Raw genomic sequence first — 26,377 nt, 5'->3', positions numbered from 1 at the left:
CGCCCGGCTCGACCCGCTCGATGAGGACCCCGGACTCGACCGCGGGCAGCCGCTCGATGAGCTGGGTGTCGTAGGTGTAGCCCCCGTTGACGATCGGCATGCCCTGGGCCGCGGCCACCGCGCCGATCTGCCGGAACTCGTCGACCTGGACCGTGTAGCGCACCAGGCCGTGCTGGGCCCGGAAGTCGGCGAGCGTTATGCGCCCGAGGTTGGTCTCCATCGGCCACCAGCGGTCGACCAGCCGCAGCATCTCGTCGTCGTGCAGGGCGAGCGCCTTGACCCCGAGGTGGTGGATGTCGAGGAACTCCAGCAGCCGCCGGGAGTCCCGCCCGGCCAGCCGCACCAGCCAGCCGCGCAGCTGGTCGCCGAGCGCCTCGCGGGTCGCCTCGAGCAGCTGGTCCTCGTAGAGCGCCTCGCGGCTGGCGGTCGGCCGCAGCTCGGTGGTGTCGATGACGCACCGGGCGAAGAACGCCCACTCGGGCAGCACGCCCTCCGCGCCCTCGGCGAGCAGCATCCGCTTGAGATAGACCCGGTGACCGGCCCGCGCGGCCGGGTTGGCCGGGGTCGGCAGCACGAACGCGACGCCGGTGAGCCCGGCGGCCGGCACCGACAGGTCGACCACGTCGAACGGCAGGAAGCCGAAGACCTCCTGACAGTAGGCGGCGAGGCGCTCCCGGCGCCCGTCCGGCGGCCCCTGCCAGGGCAGGCCGCCGCCCGTCACCGGCACGTCGGCGACCTCGACCGACACCGGCAGCAGCGAGCCGTAGAGCGTGGCCAGCTCGGCGACGGTGCGGCGGACCAGCCACTGCTCGGCGTCGCGGCGCGGCACCAGCGTGACGGTCGTGCCCACCTCGGGGCGCTCGGCGGAGGCCGGACTCACGCTATAGCGACCGTCGGCGAAGCCGCGCCAGAGCACCGTCGGGCTGCCCTCCGCCCGGGTGAGCACCCGGATCTCGTCGGCGACGAGGAAGCACGAGAGCAGGCCGATGCCGAACTGGCCGAGGAAGTCGTGGCGGGCGAAGCCGAAGTCGTCGCGCTTCGAGCTGCGCCCGATCGTGGCCAGGAACTGGTGCACCTGCTCCTCGGACAGCCCGACGCCGTTGTCGGACACCCGCAGGGTGCCGTCGCCGGTCACGTCGGGCGCCTCGATGCGGATCCGCCCGCCGCCGGCGCCGCGGGCGGTGATCGCGTCGACCGCGTTCTGCAGCAGCTCCCGCACGTAGACGCGTGGGCTCGCATAGAGGTGATGGCTGAGAAGGTCGACCACGCCACGCAGGTCGACCTGGAACGTCCGATCCACGCGGGCACGCTACCGCGCCCCACCGACAATTTCCTCAGGTGACCACCCGGTGGAGGCCCAGCAGCCCCGGGATCGCCACGCGGCCCGTGGTCGCGCCGGTCAGCGGATCGAGGCGCAGGACGGCATCGGGCTGCCCCACGTACAGGTGGCCGCTCGACGTCGCGATCCCCCGCGCGTCCGCGGGCAGCGGGAACGATGCCACGACGCTCTTGCCACCGGCGTCCAGCACGGTGACCTGCCGTCCGGCCGCGAGATGGAGCCGCCCACCGCCGGCGGCCATCGCGGCCGGGCCGTCCGACGGCGGTACCGAGAACTCCTCCGTCACGACGAGCGCGTCGGCGTGGATCACCGCGATCCGCCCCTGGGCAGCATCCGCCACCCACACCTCGTCCGCCGACTGCGCGATGGTCAGCCCGGCGACGGCTCCGGTGCCGAACGAGGCCGGCAGGTCGACGCAGACCGCCCACCCGTCCTTGACGCTGAGCGTGTGCACGAACGCGTGCACGTCCGGCTTCCCGTCCCGGGCGCCGGGATTCAGCAGGTCACGCACGTGCTGGTGATCCGGTTGGTGGCTGTACAGCGTGAAGAGCCGCTCCCGCCGCGGATCGAACACGGCCTGCCGCCCCTCGCCACGCATCTCCTCCTCGGCGCCCGCCGGCACCAGCACCTTCACGCCCGCGTCCGGCGACGGCAGGTTCAGCGCCCGCAACTGACCACCGACGAGGTCGAGGACGCGCACCCGGTACCGGTCGGGATGCTCGGGCGGCAGCATGTCGAGCACGAACAGTTCGGTACCGCTGGATGAGAACGCCTCCGGCTCCACGAACCCGGGCATCGTCAGGCGATACCGCTCCCCGGTCGGCCCGGCCACCACGATCGTCGTCTGGGCGCGCCCACCAGCGGCGCCTTCCACCAGCGCGAGCAGCCCGGCGTCCGGCGCCGCGGCCGCCAGCCGCAGGTTGCCGCGCACCGCCGCGGCGGCCACGACCGACCCGTCGGCGGCGTTGCGGATCACGACCCGCCCGTCCGGGTCGAAGCCGACCAGCCGGTTCCCGGCCATCAGTGCCCCGGTGGCGACCTTGCGCGCGGTGCCCGAGTCGAGGACGACCGTCCCCTCGGGCAACGAGACCGCGATCAACTCCCCCGGAACTGGTGGGGGAGAAGAGGACGACGAACAAGAGGCCAGCAGCACCACGCCGCCCAGCCCCAGCAGCTCCCGACGCTTCATACCCCAGGAGAGCCCCGATCGGCCGGGCCCGTTCCCGGCGGCCATCGACTATTTTCGGCAGGTGGATCAAAGCGCCGCACTCGACAGCCTGATCGGCCTCTCCGTCGGCGACGCGATCGGCGCGCCGTTCGAGATGCGGCCACCGCTGGAGGGCGAGCTGCGGCTGCCGCCCGGTCCGTGGCGCTGGACCGACGACACCGAGATGGCCTGCACGCTGTTCGCGGCGCTGCGCCGCGACGGGCGGGTCGACCAGGACCGGCTCGCGGTGGCGTTCGCCCAGCGGTGGAGCGCCGACCGGGGGTACGGCCGCGGCGCGATCTCGCTGCTGGCGAGCGTCCGCGACGGCGTGCCCTGGCGGGAGGCGGCCGGCGCACTGTTCGGCGGCCGCGGGTCCAGCGGCAACGGCGCGGCGATGCGCGTCGCCCCGCTCGGCGCGTTCTTCGCCGACGACCCCGACCTCGCCGCGCGGCAGGCGGCACTGTCGGCCGAGGTGACCCACCGGCACCCGGAGGGCGTCGCCGGCGCGGTCGCGGTCGCGCTGGCCGCGGCGCACGCGGCGCGGCACGCCGAGCCCGGCACCCTGCTGCGCCTGGTGCTCAACCAGCTGCCGCCGTCGGACGTCCGCGACGGGATCGGTCGCGCGGCTCGCCGACTCACCGGGACCGACATTCAAGAGGTGGCCTCCGACCTGGGCAACGGCTCGCACGCCCTCGCCCAGGACACGGTGCCGTTCGCGCTCTGGGTCGCGGCGACCCGCTTCGATGACTACCCGGCGGCCGTGGAGACCTGCGTGCGGGCCGGCGGCGACGTCGACTCGCTGTGCGCGATCGCCGGCGGGGTGGTCGCGGCGCACACCGGCGTCGCCGGTATCCCGGAGCATTGGATCGACGCCCGCGAACCGCTGCCGGAATGGACCCACAGTCCGTAGTCACAGTACGTTACGGTTCGCCGATCGACGGTCGGAATCGTGGTAATTGACAAGTGTCAGTTCAACCGCCTTGGGTGATTCCGGGTGACACGCCGCTGACCTGCACGGAAAACCGGATAAGCTGGGCGGATTGTCCCGGTGAAAGCAGCCCAACATGGACCCTCATCCGGCCGTATGAAGGTTTTTTGAGGTTGCGCGGGGTAACAATGTGCTCATGTCACACCCTGCCGCTTCCTATCGACTCGGTATCGTGTCGACCTACCTGCCGCGCCGCTGCGGACTCGCGACCTACACCGCGGATCTGCGCGAGGCACTGGGTGTCGCCACAGACGATCTCGAGACCGTCGTCGTGGCCATCGACCGGGACGGGCACACATACGGCGACGAGGTCGTCGTGACCATCAACCAGGACCGCATCGAGGACTACTCGGCGGCCGCCCGCGTGTTGCGGGAGGCCGACGTGCAGGTCGTGCTGATCCAGCACGAGTACGGGATCTTCGGCGGGCCGGACGGCTCCCACCTGCTGGAGCTCACCCGCGCGCTGAACGCGTGCGGCATCCCGTACCTGCTGACGCTGCACACCGTGCTGCCGCACCCCTCGCCGGGTCAGGCGGCCACGCTGCGGGCCCTGTGCGCCCGCGCGGCCCGGGTCACGGTCTTCACCGAGACCGCCCGCCGCGTGGCGATCCGGACCGGCGTCGCCGCCGGTCACCAGCTCGTGGTCGTGCCGCACGGCGCGCCCGACGCGATGCGCCAGGCCCCCGACCCGGCCACGCTGCGCCCGGAGCTGCGCGACCTGCTCGGCGCGGTCACCGGCAAGCCGACGCTCACGACGTTCGGCCTGCTCGGCCCGGGCAAGGGCATCGACATCGCGATCGACGCGCTCGCCGAGGTGGTCAACAAGCACCCGGACACGCAGTACATCGTGGCCGGAAGCACCCACCCGGAGATCAAGCGCGAGCAGGGCGAGCGCTACCGGGAGGGCCTCCAGGAGCAGGCCAAACGGCTCGGCCTCGGCGACAACGTGCACTTCGTCGACGCGTTCCTGGAGCTCGACGAGCTCTCGGCGATCCTGCACGCGAGCACGCTGTTCGTCACGCCGTACCGCCAGCCGGAGCAGATCTGCTCGGGCGCGCTCACGTTCGCGCTCGGCGCGGGCCTGCCGGCCGTGTCCACCTCGTACAGCTACGCCGAGGACATGCTCGCCGGCGGCGCCGGCCGGGTGGTCCCGATCGGCGACGGCGCGGCGCTCGCCACCGAGATCATCGACCTGCTCACCGACACCCGCGCGCTCGCGGCGGCCAAGTCGGTGGCCGAGTCGTGCGCCGCCTGGCTGCCCTGGCCGGCGGTCGCCGCCCGCGAGGCGGACCTGTTCGCCGAGGTCGTGCAGCAGACGCAGGCCGCGACGGCCAGGCCCGGCCACGCGACCGCGGCCGCGCCCGCGCTCAACCTCGCCCACCTGGACAAGATCACGGATGAGATCGGCATCATCCAGTTCTCCCGTGGCCCGAACCCGGATCCGGCGTCGGGGTACTGCGTCGACGACGTGGCCCGGCTGGCCATCGTGGCGGCCGACCTGCTCGCCGTCGGTACCGACGCGAAACAGACCGCGGCGGCCACCCGCTGGCTGCGGCAGTCCATGCGCTTCCTGATCGCGGCGTATGACCCGTCGGGTGCCATGCACAACGTGCTCAGCTACGGCGGCACCTGGCAGGACTGGCCGCACATGGGTGACCACGTCGGCCGCACCGTGTGGGCGCTCGGCGTGCTCGTCGGCACCCCGGCGGTGCCCGACGACATCCGCCGGCCGGCGGCCGCGCTGCTCGACGACCTGGGCCCGCGCACCGCCGCGCTGCCCGACCTCGGCCTGCGGGCCGGCGCCTACGCGCTGATCGGCCTGGCCCGGGCCGGCCGCTCCGACCAGGCCGAGCCGCTGCTGCGCCGGCTCGACGAGGCGCTCGTCGAGACGTCGGCGGCCGACCCGGCCTGGCGCTGGTTCGAGCCCGAACTCACCTACGACAACGCCCGCCTCGCCCAGGCGATGCTGCTCGGGGCGGCGCTGCTGGAGGACGACGCCGCGACCGACCGCGCGGTCGCCGCGCTCGAGTGGTACGTGCAGCACGTCGGCCTGGCCGACGGCACCCTGCGCTGCGTGGGCAACCACTGGCACCGGCGGGGTGAGTCGCCCGCGCTGTGGCTGACGGACGACGGCGACGAGCAGCCGATCGACGCGGCCGCCATCACCGAGGCGCTCGTCGACGCCTGGCAGCACACGGCCGAACCGGCGCTCGCCCGGCTGGCCGGCTGGGGCTTCGCGTGGTTCCTCGGCCGCAACCGGGCCGGCGCGCGGCTCTACGTCGACAGCTCCGGCGCCTGCCACGATGGTTTGTCTGCTACTGAGCCAAATGGGAACCAAGGGGCCGAGAGCACGCTAGCCTATTACCAAGCGCTGCTCAGCCTGCTCAGGGCCGGTTTGGCCGCTCTGCCCCACCCGGTGGTCGCAACGGCGCCGGTGCCGACGTCCCTCCCGGTCACCACGATGTCCACCAAGGCCGGGAACAAGGGACGGGTCGTGGGCCGGGCGTCGGCGGGCTTCAGCGCGACGGCAACACCGCCCCGCTCGCGCACCACGGAGGGCCATTCCGATGCACTTTGACGCGGAGCTGTTCCACCGGGAAGCCTCCAATCCCCTGCTGCGTGCGGGGGATTGGCCCTATCCGATCAACAGCGTGTTCAACCCGGGCGCGTGCATGCACAACGGCGACACGGTCCTGCTCTGCCGGATCGAGGACCGCCGGGGCATCTCGCACCTCACCGTCGCCCGGAGCAAGGACGGGCGCACCAACTGGGTGGTCGAGGGCAAACCGCTCATCGCCGACGACCCCACCGACGCCCACAGCTGCTGGGGCGTCGAGGACCCGCGGATCACCTACGTCGAGGAGCTGGGCGGATACGTCATCGCCTACACCTCGTACGGGCCGGGCGGCCCGTGCGTGGCGCTCGCCCGCACCGAGGACTTCCTGTCGGTCGAGCCGCTCGGCATCGTGATGCCGCCCGAGGACAAGAACGCCTCGCTGCTGCCGCGCAAGATCGACGGGCAGTACGTGCTGTTCCACCGCCCGGTGTCGGTGCTGTCGGCGCGGGCCGACGTGTGGCTGTCGAAGTCGCAGGACCTGCGGTCGTGGACGACGCCCGAGCCGGTGATGCAGGCGCGCTCCGGCCCGTGGTGGGACGCGACCCGGATCGGCATGGGCCCGCCCCCGATCGAGACGCCGCACGGCTGGCTCGCCGTCTATCACGGCGTCAAGGCGATGGTCGCCACCTCGATCTACCGGGTCGGGCTCGTGATGCTCGACCTGGACGACCCGACCAAGGTCATCCGGCGTACCCCGAGCTGGGTGCTCGGGCCGGACGCGGACTACGAGCGGGTCGGCGACGTGCCCAACGTCGTCTTCCCCACGGGCCTCGTGCACGACGAGGCCCGTGACGAACTGCGCATGTACTACGGCGCCGCCGACCTCACCGTCGCGATGGCGAGCGCGCGGTACTCCGAGGTCGTCGACTACCTGGTCTCCCTGCCCCCCGAGGGCGAGTGACCTTGGGGCAGCGATCCCCTACCGGGGGTCGCTGCCCTTCACCACCGGCACCCGGACGGCGTTGCCCCACTCGGTCCACGACCCGTCGTAGTTGCGCACGCGCGGGTAGCCGAGCAGGTGGGTCAGCACGAACCAGGTGTGGGACGAGCGTTCGCCGATCCGGCAGTACGCGATGATGTCGTCCTCTTTGGCCAGACCGAGCTCGTCGGCGTAGATCTTGCGCAGGTCGTCGGCCGGCTTGAACGACCCGTCGTCGCGGGCCGCCTGCTTCCACGGCTTGCTCACGGCGCCCGGGATGTGGCCGCCGCGCAGCGCGCCCTCCTGCGGGTAGTCGGGCATGTGCAGCAGCTCGCCCGAGTACTCCCCCGGCGAGCGCACGTCCACCAGCGGCCGGTCGGCCTTGATGTGCTCCAGCACCTGGTCGCGGAACGCGCGGATCTTCGAGTCGTCGCGCTCGACCACCGGGTAGTCGGTCGGCGCCCGCTCGGGCACCTCGCGGGTCAGCGGCCGTCCCTCGGCGATCCACTTGGCCCGGCCGCCGTCGAGGATGCGCAGGTCGCGGTGGCCGAACAGGGCGAACACCCAGAGCGCGTAGGTGGCCCACCAGTTGAAGTTGTCGCCGTAGAACACGATCGTGTCGTCGGGGCCGATGCCCTTCGCGCGGCAGAGCGCGGCGAAGCCCTCGGCGTCGAGGTAGTCGCGGGTGGTCTGGTCGTTGAGCTCGGTGTGCCAGTCGACCTTGACGGCACCGGGGATGTGCCCCGTGCCGTAGAGGAGGACGTCTTCGTCCGACTCGACCACGACCAGCCCGGGGTCGTCGAGGTGCTCGGCCAGCCACGCCGTGGTGACCAGCCGCTCCGGGTGCGCGTACGCGCCGAGTTCGGGCGCCGGATCGTTCGCAACAGCCATGTTTCCGACCCTAGCGCTCCCGCAGTGGCGCCAACTCCGGACGCTTGGCGGTCACCATGTCGCCCGACGAACGACCGGTCAGCCGGCGCTTCACCCACGGCGCGAGGTGCTGGGTCGCCCACTTGGCGTCGGCGGCCTTCCGCGACATCCAGGACAGCTCCTCCGGGGGCGCCGGCGCCGCGAGCCACTCCGGGTCGCACTTGACGCCCAGCTCGGTCAGCACGTGCGCGGCCACCCGGCAGTGCCCCGACGGCGACAGGTGCAGCCGGTCGATGCTCCACAGCCGCGGGTTGAGGAACTCGGGGTCGTCCCAGAGGCTCACCACGTGCGCCCCGTGCTTGGCGCCGACCTCCTCGATGGCCGTGTTCAGCGCGTCGACGCGCGGCCGGAGCATCTTGCCGCCGGGCATCCGGCCGGTCAGGTCGGCCCACCTGAAGAGCACGACGTCCGCGCCGGTACCGCGGAGCTTCTCGATCGTCCGGTCGAAGCGCCCGACGAGCACGTCGACCTCGAACGTCCGCCGCAGCGCGTCGTTGCCGCCCCCGGCGAAGCTGACGAGGTCGGGCTTCATGGCGACGGCCAACGGCACCTGCTCGGCGACGATGTTGTCGAAGAGCCGGCCGCGCACGGCCAGGTTTGCGTACCTGAACTCCTCCGCCCCCTGCGCCAGCACTCCAGCGACCAGGTCGGCCCACCCCCGGTACCCCTGGCCGTCGGGCGTCGGATCGTCGAGCCCTTCCGTGAAACTGTCACCGACCGCGACGAAGCTCTTCCACTCGGCCACCGCGCCCGTACCTCCCCGTGTGTTCGTCCCCGATTCGCATCCTGTCAGGGCACCCGTACCGGTGGAAGCGACTTTGCCGCAGACCACACCCGCCACTCGCCTCCCATGATCGTTAGCGAACTTTCACCCTGGGTACCACATCTGCATCCACCCTGCGGAGGTGCAAACCATGACAGTGCAGACGGTCCGGGATGTGATGACCACCAACGTGGTCTACCTACCGAGTGAGACGACGCTGGCAGAGGCCGCGCGCACCATGCGTGAGCAGGACATCGGCGACGTGGTGGTGGCCGACGGCCCAGAGCTCACGGGCGTGGTCACGGACCGCGACATCGTGGTCCGCGCGGTGGCCGAGCGCTGCGACCCGGCGGCCACGACGATCGGCGAGATCGTGTCGAAGGACCTGGTGACGGTCCGCCCGGACGACTCGATCCACTCGGCGGCCCTGCTGATGCGCGACCAGGCGGTCCGCCGCGTCCTGGTCTGCGACGATCACCAGGGCCTGGTGGGCATCGTCTCGATCGGCGACCTGGCCGAGGAGATCGACCCGGAGTCGGTACTGGGCGGCATCAGCAAGGCCTCCCCGAACAACTGACGCCGCGGGCGCGCTCGTGGGGTCCAGGTCCGGCCGTCGCTGGTTCCGCAGCTTGGCGGGGCCAGCTGCTGGCCGCGGGGTTGGACGAGTCGGCTCCCGAAGAGACGTTGGTCGATCTACCGTCAAGTTGATCTCGCGTTCTGCGGGTGGATCGACCAACGTGTCGCGTGGGCCGGTGCGGCTGGTGCCCGCTGGCCGCTCGGTGTTGGCGCGCCGCGTTACGTGGTAGGAAAACGGGGCTCCTGGCACCAGTTTCGCTACCACGTAACCCTGACCCGGCGTCAGAGGCGGGTCGCGGTGCGGATCAGCGCGGCCAAAGCGCGGGACCGGCTGTGCGGTGGCCAGGCGATCAGCGTCGTCACCAGGGGTGCGTCCACCAGTGGTACCACCGCCACATCCGGACTCACGAGGGACCGGCACGACTCGGGCAGCACCGCCGCGCAGCGACCCAGGGCGACCAGCTGCAGCAGCTGGGTGTGGTCGCGGATCTGCGGGCCCGGGGCGGCCGGGTAGGTGCCGTCCGGCTTGGGCCAGGTGGGCAGCGGCAGGCCGGGCAGGTCGGCCAGGTCGGACAGGCGCAGGGACGGGCGGGTGCTCAGCGGGTGGCCGGCCGGCAGCAGCGCGACCTGGGCCTCCGTCGTCAGCTCCTCCGTGTCGAAGCCGGCCGGCGAGTCGAACGGGCGGTGGAGCAGGGCCACGTCCGCGCGGCCGGTGCGCAGCAGGCGCTCCTGTTCGCCGACGCCGCAGAGCAGGACGTCGACGGGGGCCGCGTCGGGCTCGGCGGCGTAGGCGGCGAGCAGCTTCGCCAGCAGCTCGCTGGAGGCGCCCGCCTTGGTGACCAGCACCAGGTCACCCCGGCCGGTGGCGGCGCGGCGGGTGCGGCGGTCGGCGGCCTCGACCGCGTCCAGGGCCGCGCGGGCCTCGCGGAGCAGGACGGCGCCGGCCTCGGTCAGGGTCACGGCGCGACTGTTGCGTTCCAGCAGCGGCACCCCGAGCCGCCGCTCCAACTGGCTGATCGCCCGCGACAGCGGCGGCTGCGCGATGCCCAGCCGCGCGGCGGCCCGGCCGAAGTGCAGTTCCTCGGCGACGGCCACGAAGTACCGCAGCTCGCGCGTCTCCACAACACCCAACGATACCCGCAAGGTATCGCTGCCGACCCAACCGGTGTTGGAGTCGACCGACGATCGGCGACAGCATCGAGCGCATGAGTGAACCGACGATTGCGCTGGTCACCGGCGCGAACAAGGGCATCGGGTACGAGATCGCGGCCGGGCTCGGCGCCCTCGGCTGGAGGGTCGGCGTCGGCGCCCGGGACGAGGCGCGGCGCGAGGCGGCCGTGGAGAAGCTGCGCGCGGCCGGCGTCGACGCGTTCGGGGTGCCGCTCGACGTGACCGACGACGAGAGCGCGGCCGCGGCGGCGCGGCAGCTCGACCGGCTCGACGTGCTCGTCAACAACGCCGCCATCACCGGCGGGATGCCGCAGACGCCGACCACGGTCGATCCCGCGACCATGCGGACGGTCGTCGAGACCAACGTCATCGGCGTCATCCGCGTCACCAACGCGATGCTGCCGCTGCTGCGCCGGTCGCCGCGGCCGCGGATCGTGAACATGTCCAGCACCGTGGGGTCGCTGACCCGGCAGGCCGCGGGCGGCGACGACACCGGCCCGATCTCGGCCGCCTATGCCCCGTCGAAGACCTTCCTCAATGCCGTCACGGTGCAGTACGCGAAGGAGCTGCACGGGACGAACATCCTCATCAATGCCGGCTGCCCCGGCTACACGGCGACCGACCTGAACGCGTTCCGCGGATTCCGTACCCCGGAGCAGGGCGCCCAGATCGCCATCCGGCTGGCCACCCTGCCCGACGACGGCCCGACCGGCGGCTTCTTCGACGACGACGGAGAGATCCCCTGGTAGTCAGTCCGACGCCAGCCGGGCGTGTAGGTGCATGTCGTGCCAGCCGTCCGGGTGGCGCGCCTCGGCGCGCTTGACGCCCTCCAGCGCGAACCCGGCCCGGGCCGCCACCCGGCAGGACGGCTCGTTGCGCACGGAGTGGCAGAGCACGATCCGGTGCAGGCCGACCGCCTCGAAGCACCACGCGGCCAGGGCCGACAACGCGCGCGGGGCCAGGCCCGACCCGCGGTGGTGCGGCAACACCCAGTACGACACCTCCGTCAGGCCCTCGTGCAGGTCGATCCGCCGGAGGCTGATCTGGCCCACGACCGCGTCCTCGTGGACGATGGCCCAGCCGGCCCCCGACTCCTCCCGCCAGCGGGCGGGCCAGGACGCCAGCCAGTCGGCGGCCTCCTCGTCGGTCATCGATCGGCAGTGCCACTGCTGGACGGCCGGATCGGCGTACCCGGCCAGCACCGCCGGGCGGTCGGCCGGGCGCCACGGGCGCAGGAGGAGGCCGTCCGCCGGGATCGACGGCTGGGCCGACCACGACAGCGTGCCAGGCGGGACCACCGCGGGAGTGAGTGACGGCATGCCGCCGACTGTAGGCTGGGCGCCTCAGGTGTCCCCCGGTCACCAAAGGTTCCCGAAAGGAAACCCACAAGGTTTCCGACCTACTGTGATCAAGGAAATGCGGAGTGTACTCGCACCGCGGGAATCCCGTGGACGAATACCCGAACGCGGGACCCACGACTGGCTTATCTAGGGAATATTGGTACCCGTGAGAGGACGGCACCGGGCTACGGACCTGAGAAGCAACGGGTTCGTGGCCCTCGCAGCCGGCATGATCCTTCCCCTCGTCGCGATCGGCGCCGTCTACGGCGGATTCCGGGCGATGTCGACGGCGGGATGCTCGGGGACGGTGCGACTGTCGGTCGCGGCGAGCCCGGAGATCGCACCGGCCATCAAAGACGCCGCAACCCGCTGGCTGAAGACGGAGCCGCGGGTCGGCAACGAGTGCGTGACGGTCGAAGTGACACCGGTCGCCGCGGCGGAGGTCGCCGCCGCGATCGCCGGCGAGAACGGCGCCAAGCTCCCGGGCGTCGGCCAGGCCGACGGCAAGACCCAGGTGCCGCAGATCTGGATCCCGGACTCCTCCCTGTGGCTCCAGCGCATGCGGGCCGTTCGCGAGGATCTTGTACCGCAGGCCGCCCCGTCGCTCGCCCGCAGCCCCATCGTCCTCGCCGTGCCCGAGCCGACCGCCAAGTCGCTCGGCTGGCTGGAGAACAAGCTCACCTGGAAGCAGATCCTCGAACAGATCGTCGGCGACACCCGCATCAACCCGGGCATCGTCGACCCGAACCGCGACTCGGTCGGCGTGTCCACGATGGTCGCGATGGCCTCGGTGCGTGACCAGTTCGGCGCCGAGGGCGACGCCCTCACCGTCGGCGCCGTCAAGGCGCTCACCACCGGCAAGTCCGAGCAGCCCTCCGGCCTCCTGGCGCGCTTCCCGCGCGACGCCGACCCGCGCACGCTGTCGACCGCGGTGACCCTGGCGCCGCTGTCGGAGCAGGCGCTGCACGCCTACAACGCAGCCGGCCCGGCGGTCCCGCTCATCGCGGTGTACCCCGACCCGGCCCCCATCGCGCTCGACTTCCCGTTCGCGGCGATGCCCCGCCTGTCGCCGAGCCGGGCGGCCGCGGCCGAGCAGTTCCGGTCGGTCCTCATCGGCACCGACTTCCGCAACCTGCTCGCCGGCCACCACCTGCGAGCCAACGACGGCAGCGTCGGCGCCGGCATGACCCTCGGGCCCAGCGCGGCCAGCAGCGGCGGCGTGACGCCGGTGCCCGACGCCGCGGTGATCTCGAAGGCCCTGCAGATGTGGGTGGAGATCACCCAGCCGTCGCGCATGCTCGCCGTGCTCGACGTGTCGCCGGTGATGAGGGCGCAGGTGCCGGGCGCCGGCGTGACCAGGCAACAGGTAGCGCTCCAGGCCGCCCAGGGCGGCCTGGACCTCTTCCCCGACTCGTGGGCGGTCGGCCTGTGGTCGTTCTCGACCGGCCACCACGAGCTGGTGCCGATCGGCCCGCTCACCGCGCAGCGCGACCAGCTGCGCGGCGCGATCGGCGGCCTCAAGACCGACACCAAGGGCAGCAGCGGGCTGTACGACACGATTTTCGCCGCCTACAAGACCGTCCAGCAGGGCTGGGACGCCGGCCGCGGCAACTCGGTCGTCGTAATCACCGGCGGCCGGAACAACAACCCGAGCGGCCTCACGCTCGACGCGCTCGTCGGCGCGCTCCAGAAGGCCGAGAACCCGGAGCAGCCGGTGCAGATCATCGTCATCGGCATCGGCACCGAGGTGAACCAGGCGGAGATGCAGAAGATCGTCGACGCCACCGGCGGCGCCGTCTTCGTCGCGACCGACCCCTCGAAGATCGGTGACATCTTCATGAAGGCGCTCGCCCTGGACGACGGGCGATAGAAACTGCGGCATGAGCAAACTCGAAACCGTCGCCGCACTCTCCGCGCCGCCCCTCCTCGCCCCACCCGTGCTGGCCGCCCTGCAGTCCTGGCCACCCGCCGCCGAGGTGCTCGCGGCGCCCATCGACCCGGACCTGGCCGACACCGCCGCGTTCTGCGCCGCCTACGACGTCGAGCTGTCCGCCTCGGCGAACTGCGTGGTCATCGCGGGAAAGCGGGACGGCGAGCTGCGGTACGCCGCCTGCGTCATCCTGGCCACCACGCGCGCCGACGTGAACGGCGTGGCCCGCAAGCGGCTCGACGTGCGCAAGGCGAGCTTCGCGCCGATGGAGTCCGCGGTGAGCCTGACGCACATGGAGTACGGCGGGATCACGCCGATCGGCCTGCCCTCCAGCTGGCCGGTGTGGATCGACTCCCGGGTCGTGGACGTGCCGGAGGCGGTGGTCGGCAGCGGCCTGCGCCGCTCGAAGATCGTGCTGCCGGGCGCCCTGCTGGCGCAGCTGCCGGGCGCGTCGGTCGTCGAGGACCTAGCCCTCTGACGGCTGACCTTCCGGTGTTTGACTCTCCGTCACCTGGCGCTTCATGCGCGCCAGGATGGCGGTGCCACCCCGCACCCGCAGCGGACTGATCGCGGCCGCGAGCCCCATCCGCTGGTAGAGGTCGGCGGGCACCGCCAGCACCTCGTCCACGGTCGCCCCGTCGAGCCCTTCGCTGAGAATCCCGGCGAAGGCGCGGGTGGTCGGCGCCTCGGGCGGGCAGTCGAAGTGCAACTGCACCGTCCGCTGCGGGGTGACCTCGGCCTTGAGGAAGAACGGCGTCTGGCACTCGGGCACCTGCTCCATCCCGGCGTGCCCGTCGAGCTCGGGCGGCAACGGCCGGACGGCATCGGAGAACTCGAGCAGCATCTCCAGCACCACGTCCCGCGGCGCGGAGGCAAACTCCTCGACGATGGCGGCGAGCTTGTCCGGCATGTCCACGCCTGCAACGCTAACGCGCAACCGGGCACATCGCGCACCTGTGCTCAGGTGCATCCCTGGCGCAGTGCTCTGCACGTGCCCGACGGCTACCGGGTGGGCGGTGTTGAGAGGAGTATCAAGGGCATGCGGGTGACCCTGTGGTACTTCGCGGACTGCCCGAACTGGCGCCTTGCCCACGACCGGTTGCGCCAGGCGTTGGACGGGACCGGGCACACCGACGCCGAGGTGCGGTTGATGCCGGTGGAGACGGAGGCGGAGGCGAGCGCGGTCGGCTTCGCCGGCTCCCCGTCCTTCACCGTCGACGGCGTCGACCTGTTCGGCGGCGTCCCCTCCACGGGAACCCTGGCGTGCCGGGTCTACCACACGCCGACCGGCCTGGCCGGCGTGCCCGAGGTGGCCGACCTGGCCGCCGAGCTCGCCAAGAGATGATCACATGACGGAGCCCGATCTCAAGCGCTGCGGTTGCTGCGGCCGGCAGTTTCCCGGCGCGCGGGTGGCCGAGCTCGGTGCCACCCCAGGGGTGTACATCTGCGCAGGCTGCGCACTGTGGGCAGCGCGCCGCGCCGGCGTACTCTCGGCCTTCCGGCAGATCCGGATCAGGTCGCTGCTCTCGCGGATTCGGCGACGCTGACCGCAGTCCGCCCGTGCTCCTGTACGCCGTCGCGGGGCCGGCGTTCGACGGCGGTCGCGAACGGAGCCGCAGGACGTCCAGCGTGCGCTGCGACACAAGTCACTCAGCCTGCGCTGAAGACCGACGTCGGTTGGTGGCCGAAGCAAGCCTCGCGGCGTGATCAGCCGAGCGCTGCTCGCCGCTCGGCGAGGCCAAGATCAGAACTGAGCCTCACCCGGCACTTACCGGGCGATCTTGGCTAGGCGAAAACAGCAGGTGAGACACCTGCTCTAGTGGAAGCGAGGGGACTCGAACCCCTAACGGTCCAGCGCCTTTGAAGGCCATCCATACCGGGCAGATCATGGCTCTGAGCTGGGTGGACGTTGCCAACGCCTGCGGACATTTGACAGCGCTTCTCAACCTCATTTGGTCCGGATTTGGTCCCGACGATCTTGGTCGCGAATCCTCCCGGACAACCTCACTACCGCCGGCCATCCCGAGGGCCTGGTCGACACAACGCCTCCATGAGGCCATACGTGAGCGGCTATCACGTTCTGTTGCGCTCAGTAAGCCCTGGGGATAACCCTGTGGACGAACCTGTGTACGAAAACCACAAACTGTGGGGTTCGAGATGCTATCTGTGCACAACCTGTGGACAAACTACATAGTTGCAATTCGTGACTGAATGTGATTGTGTTGGATCTCAACGTGGAAAGACCCCGGCCCGATGTGACTTGGGGTCAACATCCCGGCCGGGGTCTCTCAGCGTTGGTACCGCGGAGAGGCAGCCTACACCTTTTCGAACCCTCGGAAAGGTGTCCTCCGTCGGGGCCGGGATGCCGCGCTCCGATGAGAGGAGATCACGTGGCCAACGAACGCCATGTGACGCAAAGGCCAGACGGCGACTGGGACGTGAGCAAGCCCGGCAGGACTCGACCCGTGGCCACCGAGACGACGCAGAAGGCGGCCATCGACGCTGCCCGGGTTGATCTCAGCAGCCACGGCGGCGGGGAGATCGTCATCCACGGTCGTGACGGTCGCATCCGGGACAAAGACACCGTGGCCCCCGGACACGACCCGAACCCACCGCGCGACCGGCGCTGAGGTAGCCGCCTGATTCGGAAGGTCGAGGAGCCGGCCACTGGCTACTCCTCGACCTTCTGCATCTGGCGGCGAGACCCCCAAGCCCCTCCGTATACCCGTCGTCCACCCTCTTGGGAACGGGCCGGCGGTGGGGGCTGCCCCGGTGAGTACGGACCGCGAGCGGCGTGACCACGCTTGGCGGCCCCCGCCGTCGGCGCGTTGGCTTTGCCTGGACGGCGGGTGTGCGGAGGGGCGCCCCCACCGGAACCCAGAGGCCCCCGGCTGGAAGCCCCGCCGGAGGCAAAGAGCGCGACTGTCCACGGGCGTGGCAGGGAGCGTAGCGACCGGTGTCCGCGGGAGCTACGGCATCGCGCCCGACGGACCGGGGTCCAGAGTCAGCGGAACCGTCGACAGCCTGGAGCTGACCGAGGCTTTCAAGAGCATGCCGCGCGGCCCGTGCGCGGCGTTCCGGCCGGCGTGGTTACGGCGCCCGGCGCGCAGCGCCGGGCGCCGCCACGCGCCGAGCTGGCCATCGCCGCGTGCGGGCTGCGCCGAAGGCGCCTTGATTTTAGTACGGGCAAATTCTGCAATGAGCGCCTGATAGACGCCGGTTTGCATGTGATGTAGCGTCGTCCGACGACCAAATGGCAAGGTCATACTGCGAGGAGGCGCGGTGCCCGACGAGGCGGCAAGGATGCGGCCTAGGCGTGGCAATGGCCGCATATCGGGCCGCTCACAGCACGGCCAGGGGAGTACCGACGAGACGACCGCGCTGTTACGAACCGAGATGCGAAGCAGTTCCGCTACCTCACAGCAGATTCTCGAAGTGACGGTAGTTTTGGAAGGCGCCTCGAAGGTGGCGTGGGAGGCGTTCGGCCGATCAGTGCAGGCGTACGCGGATCAGCTGGCACATGAGAGTGGACGTCAAGAGATCACCAGCCGCGCGGTCGGCGCGACCATTCCCGAAATCACCGCAACTTCGGTAATTCGCGCTTCGGAAGTACTGGAACATCCGCCACCAATCGAACCTCGCCGACTCACGACGATCGACAAAATAGTCTTGAGCGCAATTCCGATCTTCTCTGGCGCCGCCGGAATTATGGGCAGCTTTCTTCACAGCGTACCTCAGGTGCTAGTTTTTTCCGGCATTGCCTCCGTTGCGGTGGTCTGCATCTTCTTCGATGTGTGGAGGCGGTTGCATTGAGCATTCAACACGACCGCCAGAACAGCACGCAGGTCACCGAAGCGGCGGCCGAGGTTCTCGATACCGCCTTGGCAAGTCTGAGGTCGCGAATTATTTCCGACCTTAGCCAGGGGACCCAAGCCTCCCGAGTGATCTCGCGAGTCGAAGTGGAATCGGCCCTAAGCGGGATTAGTTATAGGAACCGCCGCCTCTTCGGAAAGTATCGCCTGGTACGCGTGGCGTTCCAGCTCAACGTTTTCTTTATCAGCATGGCGATGTTGGCGCTAGTCCTTCGCCATGTTCACCTCACAACTGACGCGGTTGGCGCACTTGTCGCGACGTTGAGCGGAGCAAGTACCGCTCTAAGCACTACAATTATCCTTTGGATGATTGTCACACGTGGTGCTCGGCGTCGTCGGGAACTAAGGCATGGGTCGGTGATTGCCCTTGTAAACAAGATCGATGTATTGGAGTCGGTTGCTCAGGCCGCACTTTTCGAAGCGGGCTACGGAGCCATCAAGTCGCCGATCAAGCTACGGGCCGTCCTGCAGGAGGCTGGGCTCTGGAGTGCCGCCGACGTGCAGGAGTATGACCGCGCTCTAGCACTCCGCAACCGTTTCGTCCATGGCGATAGCACCAATGGAAGCGAGGATCCGGCCAAGGCGATAGCATTTATCGATATGCAGCTCGCGAAGCTGAGAATCCCTTCACTTTCGGGTCCTCGGCTGTATGCAGAATCAGCCGGAATAGCTCTGGAGCGAGCGGTGGAACGACTTCGCGAGACAAAGGTCTCCGTGACTGCCGACACGTCACCCAGGGACATTGGTTTCGACTTTCGGCTTTCAGGCGGCGGTGAAGAGGTTTTCGTTGACGTCAGGTTTGCGGACGACGTCATCACTTCAATTCAAACACGACTGCTGCTGTCGCGTTTTAGGTCACGCAATGCACAGCCGAGTTCGGTTCTTGTAATTTCGAACCAAGGATTGACCGAAGGGGCGTATCGCGATGTCCGTTCATCCGGCGTAACCTGGGTGCAATGGGTCTCGCCTGCCGACGACGACGCCATAGCTGCCGCAATACGTGACATCGTTGGCTTGGCGCCTGAAACAGTCACCTTTACAAGGGCTGCCGCGGATGTCTGGCCCCAGACTGATGTAACGGTCGAGGACGGCACGCCTAATCTGTACGTAGTCCTTCGAAATCATGGTACCGCCACGGCGAGAAACGTGCGGTTCAGCATGACTCTTGGTTCTGGTCCGTTCGGCACATGGTCCGTCCTGCGGAGCGGACGCCCTGACGATCCCGACGTTGTCGAGTTGCCCGCCCACAGTGAAGCAAGGTTTCGCGTCATCAGTGTTTCGGGTATCGCCTCGCGCGTTATCTGCACGGTTTCATGGAGCGACGAGCTTGGAGATCACCAGAACACGGCGACGCTTCGATACGAGCCCTAGCCGCAGGTTTGCCACAGCAAGACTGTTGCCGAGGACCCGTATACTACCGGTAGGCCCCGTTTTCATAGTCCGAGAGGTATGGCTGTGGGCATCGTGGAGCAACTTGTCGAGGAAGCGACTCGTGCTGACGCGTCAGTTGCTGGGATGCTTCGTAAGCTCAAGGTCATTGCGGCTCGGACCAAGGCTGGCGCTCTGGGTGAATGGGTTGACCATGAACTGTCTGGCTATCCCGTTGGCACCGCCGTGCCCCCGTATAGGGGACCGTTTGATTTGCAGGTCCTAGGCTCATTGTCGGGGCCGTTCGGCACAGGGTTCGAGAACGCTCCAATTCCATCCATACCGTTCCCGGAAAAATACCACGACTCGCTCTTTCGTCATACGTTTCGAGAGCCGGTCGCTGAGCTGGAAGGTCTTGCGGCGAACGGCGGTAATCTCCGTATAGCATGGCCGGCTGACGCTATCGCTATGGCGCAGCACCTCTCGTCGAAAGGCAGCGTCAGAATTAATCCGACACTTGTTCTGAACGCTGCATACAAAGCAGTAAGCCCTTCCATGCTTGCTGGAATTCTAGACGCCATTAGATCACGAATCTTGGATCTAGCCTTGACGTTTGAAGTTGTTGCACCGTCAGTCGGCGAAGAGGGAGATAAAGTCGTGTCGTCCGGACAGGTTACGAACATCTTCCACACCCAAATGTTCGGAACGAGTTCGAATGTGGCAATTGGTAGTACGAACGTGCATCAGACCGCCGACGTGTCGGTCCGCGGCGACGAAAGCACTTTGCTCAAGTCCATGCGAGCCGCTGGAGCCACAGACACCGAACTTGCCGAGTTGTCCACAGCGCTACGTGTAGATCGAGATGAAAACGGCGGAGTCACGCCGGCAGAGCCGGGACCTGAGGTTAGTCGATGGTGGTCACGCTGGTCGTTAAAGGCAGCATCAGCCGCTGGCCAAATCGGTACGGGTTTGGCGTCCGGTGTGGCAGCGCAGGCAATCAACGCATATTTCGGCCTAGCGTAGGCCATTCATCGATCCGACGGATGCTCACCTGCGGCCTTCTACTTAAGTAGACGAAGCGTATATCCGGCTTTCCGAAGTCGGAGGTACGACTGCTGCACCGACTCTGGAATATTTTGGGGGATTGCAAACCCGCGGTCGGCATAGACTTCCACTCGCTGCGTGTCGCCGACCAGCATGTTGATGACCTTGTCGACGTCGCCGATGCTGCGGACGTAGTCGCCCAATTCCAGCGGGTTGGAGGCGCAGATGACGTCCAGTTCGGGCCAGAGCTTCTTGGCGGTCGCATAGGCGCGGCGTTGCTGGTAAGGGCGGGACATGACGATCGCTGATCGGACGGCAACGCCTCGGGCGTCGAGGAGTTGGCGGGTCAGTTCGAAGTTCTGCTGCGTGTTCGTCGCCGCCGGCTCGACGAGAACCGCGTCGGCTGGGACGCCGTGCTCGATGGCGTGTTCGGCGTAGTGGACGGCTTCGCCGCGCGGGAAGGGCTCGATCGTGGTCGGGGCGTTGGCGCCGGTGAAGACGAGTAGCGGGTAGAGGCCGCGGTGGTAGAGGTCCGTGGCGACGATGGCGACGCCCAGGTCGTGACTGCCGAGGCCGATACCGACGTCGCAGGGACGTAGCTCGTGGTGCATATTGTGGTAGTCCCACAGCGTCTCGACGTCCGCGCGGTGTTCTTCAGAGATCGTGGTCGCTGTGGTGTTCGGCTCGGCATGCGTCACGCCCACACCCTAAGCGGTGGGGAACGGCGTCGCTCTCTACTCCATGACGTCGAGTCGGCGGGCCAGGTCGACGAGTACCGTCGAGGGCTTGTTGCGCTGCTGTCGGATCCAGCTCAGGACGAGCTGGCGGCTCATCCGGTGGTACTGGACCTGTTCGGGGGCCATCCGCTCCGCTTCGAGCAGTACGTTCAGCGCGTCGTCGATGCGGTTCCAGGCGCTGTAGGCGCGGGCGACCTCCAGCGAGTGCCGGACCCGGCGCTCCATGGGCATGCCGGTGGTGTCGATTTGCGGCCCGAGGTCGATGGCGACTTGCACGTCGCCAAGCTCGGCCGCGGTGGCGACGCGGTGGATGGCGACGTTGGTCGGGCCGAACGCGGTCCACAGGTGGTTGGCGTCCCTGCCGAGCCGGGTCGCGGCCTCATCGGCCGCCTGAAGGAAAGTCCGGGTCGTGATCGCGTCGTTGGCGCGGGCGGCGGCCATCGACCCGGCCAAGAACAGCGTGCCGTACACCGAGAGCATCTCCGGCGACGGACCGCTGAACTGCGGCTCCAGATAGTTGGCGGCGTCGTTGGTGAGCTGCACGGCCTCCTTGAAGCGCCCGGTCGCCTGGAGCGCGTGCGTGACGGATCGGAGGAGCGCGCAGGTGAGCACGGTGTCGCCGGCGGCCCGGGCGGCGCCGAGTCCGCGGTCGGCTGCGATCCACGCGAGGTCCGCTTCGCCGATCTTCGTCAGCTGCACCGTCGCGAGCTGGTACGCGAGGCTGAGCACCCGCCGGGCCTCGTTGAGGTCGTGGCCGCTGTAGCTGTTGGCGGCGGCCTCGGCATGCGCGATCAGGCTGGGCAGCCGGCTCGTGACGTACGCGAACCGGGCCGCCTGGTAGGCGTCCCACAGCGTCGCCAGCTCCTGCTTGATCGCCGCGACCGACGGCGCCTCGACGGCGCTCGCGGAGGCGCCGAACGGGGTGACGTTGCGGTAGTTCATCAGGGCGGCGCGCAGGGCGGGCACGGTGCGGGTGCCGCTGTCGGCGGTCCACTCCATCAGCGAGGGCTCGGCGACCAGGTCGGCGAGGGCGACGTCCAGCGCATCGGCGAGGGACTTGATGACGGAGAGGCGGTCGAGGTCAATGCGGTTGTTCTCGACCTTGCTCAGCCAGTCGACCGTGCGGCCGACCAGGCCGGCCAGTACTTCCTGCGACATGCCGCGCCGGCGGCGGTACCACGCCACGCGCTCGCCGATGGTCAAGGTGTTCGTCATCCCACGCATGACGTAAGCGTCGCACCACCCCTCGTGTAGACCCCGGAACAATTTTCCGGGGTCAATGCATGATCTGGGTAGATGCTCGTTCCATGATTCGGGCGGCTTGTGTTGGTGGTGGCCGGTGATGGATCGCGGCCAGTCTTCTCCGTGCACGTCATGCGAGGGGCGCGGCTGGAAGGTGACCAGCCGCCGGGAGCGGCTGAACGTCGGCGAGACTGGCGCGGTTCTTGCCGTTCGCGCCTGCGCGGATTGCAACGGTACTGCCGTCGAAGGCGGCCAAGCGCCGACAAGCGTCCACGAATCGTGAACAAGGGCGGCCCCTTGATGTCGGTAGCACCAAGGGACCGCGACCTATCGTCCCATCCCGCACTGGAGCGGTGCGGGTCCGGTTTCGCTGGAGGTCGCGACCATGGCAACGCAAGTACAAGAAGCTGACGCGGAGCTGCAGCTGGAGGTGGCGCTTGCGCTGCTGCCGCTGCTCGGGCGGTGCGCCGAGATGAACGGCGGCCGGGAGGTGCTGCGGCGGGGCAGCCGGCTCGACGATGCGCAGGACCGGCGGGCGCTGGTCCGCGAGGTGGCCCGGCAATGGCTGGCGCTCGGTCCGCGGGATCGGGCAAGGTACGCCGGGGATCGCCCGGCCGCGCTCGTGGAGTTCGCCGGGGACTACGTCGACGAGGTCGAGTCGAACGAACCCGATGAAGGCGAGTACCAGCAGTACGGGTACGACGCGGCGATGGAGATCGTCTGGCGGCGGCACGCGGAGTCGATCCGGCGGCGTGACGCAGGTCGGGAGTAGGGCGGCGTGGGACGTGTCTCGGCCGGACGGCCGAATCGACAGGTGCCGTGTGCCCGGATAAGCTCTCGACAAGCTATGTTGTCGTCTTCGTGAACGGTGGTCGGTAGATGCCGATCGAGTATGCGCCGCCCAAGTACGTCGTGATCGTGAATACGTTGCAGGCCCGGATCGAGGACGGGACGTACGCGTCGGGCGCGATGCTGCCGAGTGAGACGACGCTGATGGGCGAGTTCGACGCTTCCCGGCCGACGGTCGTGCGGGCGTTGGAGATCCTGCGTCAGGACGGGTGGATCGAGGCTCAGCAGGGCAAGGGCCGGTTCGTCCGGTCGAAGCCGGCGGAGCCTCGACCGATGCCGCCGCATGCCGCGACGTTACTCGCAGATGAGGCCGAGGGCCGGGTCCGGCTCATCGACGTGGCCGAGATGCCGGCGCCGGCCCGTGCTGCGGCGGCGCTCGACGTGCGGGAGGGATCGCCCGTGGTGGTCCGTCGGCGGCTGGTGAGCGTCGACGGACTGGGGCCGGTCGAGCTGGGCGCCGTGTATGTGCCGGTCGACCTGGCCGAGGGCACCGACGTCGGCTCGTCGGCGCCGTTGAGTGAGGGCCTGTTGCAGCATCTCGCCGCAAGGAAAGGGCTGCACTTCGGGCACGTCACGGAACGGATCTCGACCCGCCCCGCGACACCGGACGAGCGGCGACTGCTGGAGATCGACCGGGCCGATTGGGTGCTGACCGCGCTGTTCACGGTCTACACGCGCGAGGGGCTTCCGGCGTTTGCGCTGGATCTGGCGGTTCCGCCGTCGCGGCACGAGTTTGAGGACTCGTTCCCGCTTACTTAGCGGTTTGCCGCTTGTTGCTCTATCTGTGATCTTCGCTCGCTCATATCGCCCTTCCTCACTTAACAAGACGAGTTGCGGAGCTACAATCGACGCACATGCCAAGTTAAGTTGTCGCTAGATCGAATTGGCAACTGGAGAGGGAGTGTCGTGGCTCTGAAGGGTGGGACGCGGTTCTCGGTGCGGTTCGAGGACGTGTTTCCGGCTGGCTGTGTGCTGGTGCCGGACTCGATCACCGAGGCGCAGGACTACAACGAGGCGACTCGTACGCGGACGCCTGCGGTGGACAAGGTGTCCGGGCTGCGGGTGTGGCAGGTGCGGGTCATGGACATGGACCCGGACCTTGCGGGGCGGTCGCGTGAGGTGGCGGTGAAGATCTCGGCGGGCGTGCAGCCGGTGCCGGACAGCGGGGCGCCGTTCGCGCCGGTGGAGTTCGAGGGGATGACGGTCACGCCGTACGTGGGGCAGACCGGGCGGCTCGCGTACTCGTACCGGGCGACCGGCTTCCGGGCGATGGCCGGCGGCGGTAAGGCGGGCAAGTGACCGCTGCGCTGATCTCGGTCAACGTGCACCTGGCGGCGGAGACGGATCTTCAGGTGCACCGCACGGCGAATGGCCGGGTGTGGTTGGAGATCGGGCGGCCGGATGGGTCGGTCGGGTTGTTCGTCGACCCGGACGGCCTGGTGCGGCTGGGTGAGGCGGTCCGGCAGGCGTCGGAGCTGCGGGCGGCCTGACAACAACATCGTGGTGCGGGGCGGTCCGGCTTCCTACGGCATACAGACCGCCCCGCGCCTTCCCGAAACCTGCTGAGGCAAGGAAGGCGGGCTTCATCATGCCCAAATCCCGCCCCTCGATCCAACGCGGTCGCCACGTCTGTGGCGGTCAACTGCTGCTCCTGATGCCCGTGGCACGCGATGCGCGCGGGCGGTTCACCCGCTGGTTCACCGGCATGCCGATCCAACTGCTTGCGTTCCGCCGCGATGCCCGCGGCCGGTTCGCGGCGTTGGCGGCGGCCCGGTGAACGAGCGGATTCGTGATGCATCCCTGGGGAGGGTCGTAGTGAAGAACAACGCTCCGCTGGTCAACTTCCGCCGGCTGTCGATCCCGACGCCGTGGTGGTTGGTCATGTGGGTCGTAATCCCGTACCTGCTCTGGAAAGCCCTGCGGGCGCTCGTCAAGCTGCTGCCGATCCTCGGCCGCAACTGGCGCTCCCTTGCCCTCGTCATTGGCGCCGCCTGGCTGTGGCACCGCCACGGCTGGATCTGGCTCGTCATGGTCCTCGTCGTCGCGGCCGGGCTCGGCGGGCTGTGGTGGTGGCGCTGGCGCCGCTCCTGCGAGCAGTTCATCGTCCTGCCGCTGCTCGCCTGGTGGCGGCGGCTGTCCGTCTACGCGGTGCACTGGCGAGAGGCGATGACCGTCTGCCGCCTCGCCGAACGCTTCGACGGCAAACTGACCGTGCCGCGCCTGCTGCGAGTCCGCTGCACGTTCGCCACCGACGAGGTCCTGCTGCGCATGCCGCGCGGGCAGAACCCGGAGCTGTACCACAAGGCGGCGGCGAACCTCGCGTACTCGTTCGACTCGCGGGTCTGCCGGGTGTACTCCGGTCGGCGCACGAACCCACCCGCGCGGCCTGGGCGGTGGGCACCCCTGCTCCGAGCTGTCGACAGGGTCAGGTTCCGGGACCGGCCTCGGCTGGTGTGGCTGGTGTTCCTCCGCCGCGATCCGCTGCGGCGCACCGTGCCCGCGTTCCCGGTGCCCGACGAGCCGGACCTGACGGCGCTGCCGCTCGCGGTCCGGGAAGACCTGGAGACGTTCCGGCTGCGGCTCCTCGCAACGCACCTGCTGATCGTCGGGGCGACGCGGGCCGGGAAGGGCTCGGTGCAGTGGTCGCTGATCCGGGCGCTGGCCGGCGGACTCCGGTCGGGGTTGGTGCGGCTGTGGGGCATTGACGGCAAGGGCGGCGTCGAACTGTCCATCGGCCGGGAGCTGTTCAGCCGCTACGAGTACACCGACGCGGCGCCGATGGTGACGATGCTCGACGAGCTCGTCGGCATCATGCGGGCCCGGCAGGACCGGATGCAGGGCAACATCCGCGTCCACACACCCACGCTCGATGAGCCGCTGTACGTCCTGGTCGTCGACGAGCTGCTCGCCCTGGTGGCGCTGCTGCTCGATGTCGAGCTACGCAACCGGGCACGGGTCGCCCTCGCCCTGCTGCTGACCCAGGGCGCCGGGCTCGGGGTCCTCGTGGTGGCCTCGACACAGGACCCCCGCAAGGAAGTCGTCGAGCTGCGCGACTTCTTCCCGACCCGCATCGCGATGCGACTCAACGAACCCAACCAGGTCGACCTGGTCCTCGGCGACGGCGCCCGCAACCGAGGCGCAATCGCCGACCAGATCCCGGCCGACCCGTCGATGCGCGGGGTTGGGTATGTCGTCCTCGACGACCGGCCGGAGCCGGCTCGGGTGCGGTTCGCCTACGTCACCGATGACGAGATCCGCGCCATGGCTTCGACCTACGCCGCGCCGCCGGTCCCGGAGCCGGTGCGGCCGGTCAGCGTCGCACCGACGCCGGACAAGCCGCCGAAGCGGACGGTGTACCGGCCGGGGCCGCTGCTGCCGGACAGCCTGACCGACTTCCTGGACGGTGAGGCCGCATGAGTTGCCCTGTGTCAAGCCGTTGCTTGTTGATGTTGGTTGAGCAGGTGTTGGAGGGCTCCGTGTCTGGCG

28 protein-coding genes are annotated in these 26,377 nt (G+C 69.3%); 18 read left to right on the top strand and 10 right to left on the bottom strand.

From position 1 onward, the window contains the following. A partial coding sequence (locus IEZ31_RS29935; protein ID WP_229835983.1) for an HSP90 family protein occupies window positions 1–1,300 on the bottom strand: 1,300 nt, incomplete at its 3' end. Window positions 1,301–1,334: 34 nt separating this feature from the next. Next, window positions 1,335–2,528, bottom strand: a complete 1,194-nt coding sequence (locus IEZ31_RS56975) for a hypothetical protein (protein ID WP_229835982.1) — start codon at window positions 2,526–2,528, stop codon at window positions 1,335–1,337. A 43-nt stretch (window positions 2,529–2,571) separates the two neighbouring features. Here IEZ31_RS56975 and IEZ31_RS56970 point away from each other — a divergent pair, with 43 nt between their 5' ends. The 3 genes from IEZ31_RS56970 (at window position 2,572) to IEZ31_RS29915 (ending at window position 7,052) form a co-directional block, all read left to right on the top strand. Continuing rightward, window positions 2,572–3,456, top strand: coding sequence for an ADP-ribosylglycohydrolase family protein (locus IEZ31_RS56970; protein ID WP_373294716.1), 885 nt, complete (start codon window positions 2,572–2,574; stop codon window positions 3,454–3,456). 250 nt (window positions 3,457–3,706) lie between these two features. Then, window positions 3,707–6,112 (top strand): glycosyltransferase, encoded by a 2,406-nt coding sequence (locus IEZ31_RS29920; protein ID WP_229835980.1) that lies wholly within the window; start codon window positions 3,707–3,709, stop codon window positions 6,110–6,112. Continuing rightward, window positions 6,102–7,052, top strand: a complete 951-nt coding sequence (locus tag IEZ31_RS29915; protein ID WP_190253361.1) for a glycoside hydrolase family 130 protein — start codon at window positions 6,102–6,104, stop codon at window positions 7,050–7,052. The genes IEZ31_RS29920 and IEZ31_RS29915 overlap by 11 nt, the downstream gene beginning before the upstream one ends. A gap of 18 nt (window positions 7,053–7,070) precedes the next feature. Here the strand turns inward: IEZ31_RS29915 and IEZ31_RS29910 are convergent, their stop codons facing one another. Then, complete coding sequence (locus IEZ31_RS29910; RefSeq protein ID WP_190253360.1) at window positions 7,071–7,961, bottom strand: sulfurtransferase; 891 nt, start codon at window positions 7,959–7,961, stop codon at window positions 7,071–7,073. 10 nt (window positions 7,962–7,971) lie between these two features. Continuing rightward, the gene (locus IEZ31_RS29905; protein WP_190253359.1) at window positions 7,972–8,745 is read right to left on the bottom strand and encodes an SGNH/GDSL hydrolase family protein; all 774 of its coding nucleotides are present in this window, start codon (window positions 8,743–8,745) and stop codon (window positions 7,972–7,974) included. Between the two features lie 169 nt (window positions 8,746–8,914). Between IEZ31_RS29905 and IEZ31_RS29900 the strand changes: the two genes are divergently transcribed. Next, window positions 8,915–9,340: a CBS domain-containing protein gene (locus IEZ31_RS29900; protein WP_190253358.1), complete on the top strand. Its 426-nt coding sequence runs from the start codon at window positions 8,915–8,917 to the stop codon at window positions 9,338–9,340. A gap of 281 nt (window positions 9,341–9,621) precedes the next feature. On the opposite strand, the gene IEZ31_RS29895 is transcribed toward IEZ31_RS29900, so the two are convergent. Further along, complete coding sequence (locus tag IEZ31_RS29895; protein ID WP_190253357.1) at window positions 9,622–10,461, bottom strand: LysR family transcriptional regulator; 840 nt, start codon at window positions 10,459–10,461, stop codon at window positions 9,622–9,624. A gap of 83 nt (window positions 10,462–10,544) precedes the next feature. Between IEZ31_RS29895 and IEZ31_RS29890 the strand changes: the two genes are divergently transcribed. Continuing rightward, window positions 10,545–11,258 (top strand): SDR family oxidoreductase, encoded by a 714-nt coding sequence (locus tag IEZ31_RS29890; RefSeq protein WP_190253356.1) that lies wholly within the window; start codon window positions 10,545–10,547, stop codon window positions 11,256–11,258. Here IEZ31_RS29890 and IEZ31_RS29885 read toward each other — a convergent pair whose 3' ends face one another. Further along, window positions 11,259–11,828 (bottom strand): GNAT family N-acetyltransferase, encoded by a 570-nt coding sequence (locus IEZ31_RS29885; RefSeq protein WP_190253355.1) that lies wholly within the window; start codon window positions 11,826–11,828, stop codon window positions 11,259–11,261. It abuts the gene before it with no gap. Window positions 11,829–12,060: 232 nt separating this feature from the next. Here IEZ31_RS29885 and IEZ31_RS29880 point away from each other — a divergent pair, with 232 nt between their 5' ends. Together IEZ31_RS29880 and IEZ31_RS29875 are read left to right on the top strand one after the other, a co-directional pair. Beyond that, window positions 12,061–13,719: a substrate-binding domain-containing protein gene (locus IEZ31_RS29880; protein WP_190253354.1), complete on the top strand. Its 1,659-nt coding sequence runs from the start codon at window positions 12,061–12,063 to the stop codon at window positions 13,717–13,719. Window positions 13,720–13,729: 10 nt separating this feature from the next. Continuing rightward, on the top strand, window positions 13,730–14,257 hold the full coding sequence (locus IEZ31_RS29875; protein ID WP_190253353.1) for a YbaK/EbsC family protein: 528 nt from the start codon (window positions 13,730–13,732) through the stop codon (window positions 14,255–14,257). On the opposite strand, the gene IEZ31_RS29870 is transcribed toward IEZ31_RS29875, so the two are convergent. Then, on the bottom strand, window positions 14,246–14,689 hold the full coding sequence (locus IEZ31_RS29870; RefSeq protein ID WP_190253436.1) for a SufE family protein: 444 nt from the start codon (window positions 14,687–14,689) through the stop codon (window positions 14,246–14,248). The genes IEZ31_RS29875 and IEZ31_RS29870 overlap by 12 nt on opposite strands. 129 nt (window positions 14,690–14,818) lie before the next feature. On the opposite strand from IEZ31_RS29870, the gene IEZ31_RS29865 reads away from it, so the two are divergent. Beyond that, entirely contained in the window at window positions 14,819–15,124 is a 306-nt protein-coding gene (locus tag IEZ31_RS29865) for a thioredoxin family protein (RefSeq protein ID WP_190253352.1), read from the top strand. Window positions 15,125–16,169: 1,045 nt separating this feature from the next. Then, window positions 16,170–16,409 carry a DUF2188 domain-containing protein gene (locus IEZ31_RS29860; protein ID WP_229835979.1) on the top strand — a complete coding sequence of 80 codons (240 nt, stop codon included), beginning with the start codon at window positions 16,170–16,172 and terminating at the stop codon, window positions 16,407–16,409. A 339-nt stretch (window positions 16,410–16,748) separates the two neighbouring features. Here IEZ31_RS29860 and IEZ31_RS29855 read toward each other — a convergent pair whose 3' ends face one another. Then, a complete protein-coding gene (locus IEZ31_RS29855) occupies window positions 16,749–17,006 on the bottom strand; it encodes a hypothetical protein (protein WP_190253350.1) in 258 nt (85 codons plus the stop codon). A 55-nt stretch (window positions 17,007–17,061) separates the two neighbouring features. Here IEZ31_RS29855 and IEZ31_RS29850 point away from each other — a divergent pair, with 55 nt between their 5' ends. From IEZ31_RS29850 to IEZ31_RS29840, 3 genes are all read left to right on the top strand, one after another. Continuing rightward, complete coding sequence (locus IEZ31_RS29850) at window positions 17,062–17,592, top strand: hypothetical protein (RefSeq protein ID WP_190253349.1); 531 nt, start codon at window positions 17,062–17,064, stop codon at window positions 17,590–17,592. Continuing rightward, window positions 17,574–19,022: a hypothetical protein gene (locus tag IEZ31_RS29845; protein ID WP_190253348.1), complete on the top strand. Its 1,449-nt coding sequence runs from the start codon at window positions 17,574–17,576 to the stop codon at window positions 19,020–19,022. The genes IEZ31_RS29850 and IEZ31_RS29845 overlap by 19 nt, the downstream gene beginning before the upstream one ends. A 78-nt stretch (window positions 19,023–19,100) precedes the next feature. Continuing rightward, window positions 19,101–20,042, top strand: coding sequence for an AbiTii domain-containing protein (locus IEZ31_RS29840; RefSeq protein WP_190253347.1), 942 nt, complete (start codon window positions 19,101–19,103; stop codon window positions 20,040–20,042). Between the two features lie 38 nt (window positions 20,043–20,080). Here IEZ31_RS29840 and IEZ31_RS29835 read toward each other — a convergent pair whose 3' ends face one another. Together IEZ31_RS29835 and IEZ31_RS29830 are read right to left on the bottom strand one after the other, a co-directional pair. Then, the gene (locus IEZ31_RS29835; RefSeq protein WP_229835978.1) at window positions 20,081–20,761 is read right to left on the bottom strand and encodes a YdcF family protein; all 681 of its coding nucleotides are present in this window, start codon (window positions 20,759–20,761) and stop codon (window positions 20,081–20,083) included. Window positions 20,762–20,797: 36 nt separating this feature from the next. Continuing rightward, window positions 20,798–22,015, bottom strand: a complete 1,218-nt coding sequence (locus tag IEZ31_RS29830; RefSeq protein ID WP_229835977.1) for a helix-turn-helix domain-containing protein — start codon at window positions 22,013–22,015, stop codon at window positions 20,798–20,800. A 412-nt stretch (window positions 22,016–22,427) separates the two neighbouring features. Between IEZ31_RS29830 and IEZ31_RS29825 the strand changes: the two genes are divergently transcribed. The 6 genes from IEZ31_RS29825 (at window position 22,428) to IEZ31_RS29805 (ending at window position 26,308) form a co-directional block, all read left to right on the top strand. Then, window positions 22,428–22,814 (top strand): hypothetical protein, encoded by a 387-nt coding sequence (locus IEZ31_RS29825; protein ID WP_190253345.1) that lies wholly within the window; start codon window positions 22,428–22,430, stop codon window positions 22,812–22,814. Between the two features lie 107 nt (window positions 22,815–22,921). After that, entirely contained in the window at window positions 22,922–23,650 is a 729-nt protein-coding gene (locus IEZ31_RS29820; protein ID WP_190253344.1) for a GntR family transcriptional regulator, read from the top strand. Window positions 23,651–23,797: 147 nt separating this feature from the next. Next, window positions 23,798–24,190: a transcriptional regulator gene (locus IEZ31_RS29815; protein WP_190253343.1), complete on the top strand. Its 393-nt coding sequence runs from the start codon at window positions 23,798–23,800 to the stop codon at window positions 24,188–24,190. Then, window positions 24,187–24,381 (top strand): hypothetical protein, encoded by a 195-nt coding sequence (locus tag IEZ31_RS29810; RefSeq protein WP_190253342.1) that lies wholly within the window; start codon window positions 24,187–24,189, stop codon window positions 24,379–24,381. The genes IEZ31_RS29815 and IEZ31_RS29810 overlap by 4 nt, the downstream gene beginning before the upstream one ends. A gap of 98 nt (window positions 24,382–24,479) precedes the next feature. After that, a complete protein-coding gene (locus tag IEZ31_RS56965; RefSeq protein ID WP_229835976.1) occupies window positions 24,480–24,668 on the top strand; it encodes a hypothetical protein in 189 nt (62 codons plus the stop codon). Window positions 24,669–24,706: 38 nt separating this feature from the next. Further along, the gene (locus IEZ31_RS29805) at window positions 24,707–26,308 is read left to right on the top strand and encodes an FtsK/SpoIIIE domain-containing protein (protein WP_229835975.1); all 1,602 of its coding nucleotides are present in this window, start codon (window positions 24,707–24,709) and stop codon (window positions 26,306–26,308) included. The last annotated feature ends 69 nt before the right edge of the window (window positions 26,309–26,377 follow it).

The sequence above is a fragment of the Dactylosporangium sucinum genome (assembly GCF_014647515.1).
Taxonomy (GTDB): domain Bacteria; phylum Actinomycetota; class Actinomycetes; order Mycobacteriales; family Micromonosporaceae; genus Dactylosporangium; species Dactylosporangium sucinum.
This window is presented reverse-complemented; position numbering and strand designations above follow the sequence as displayed.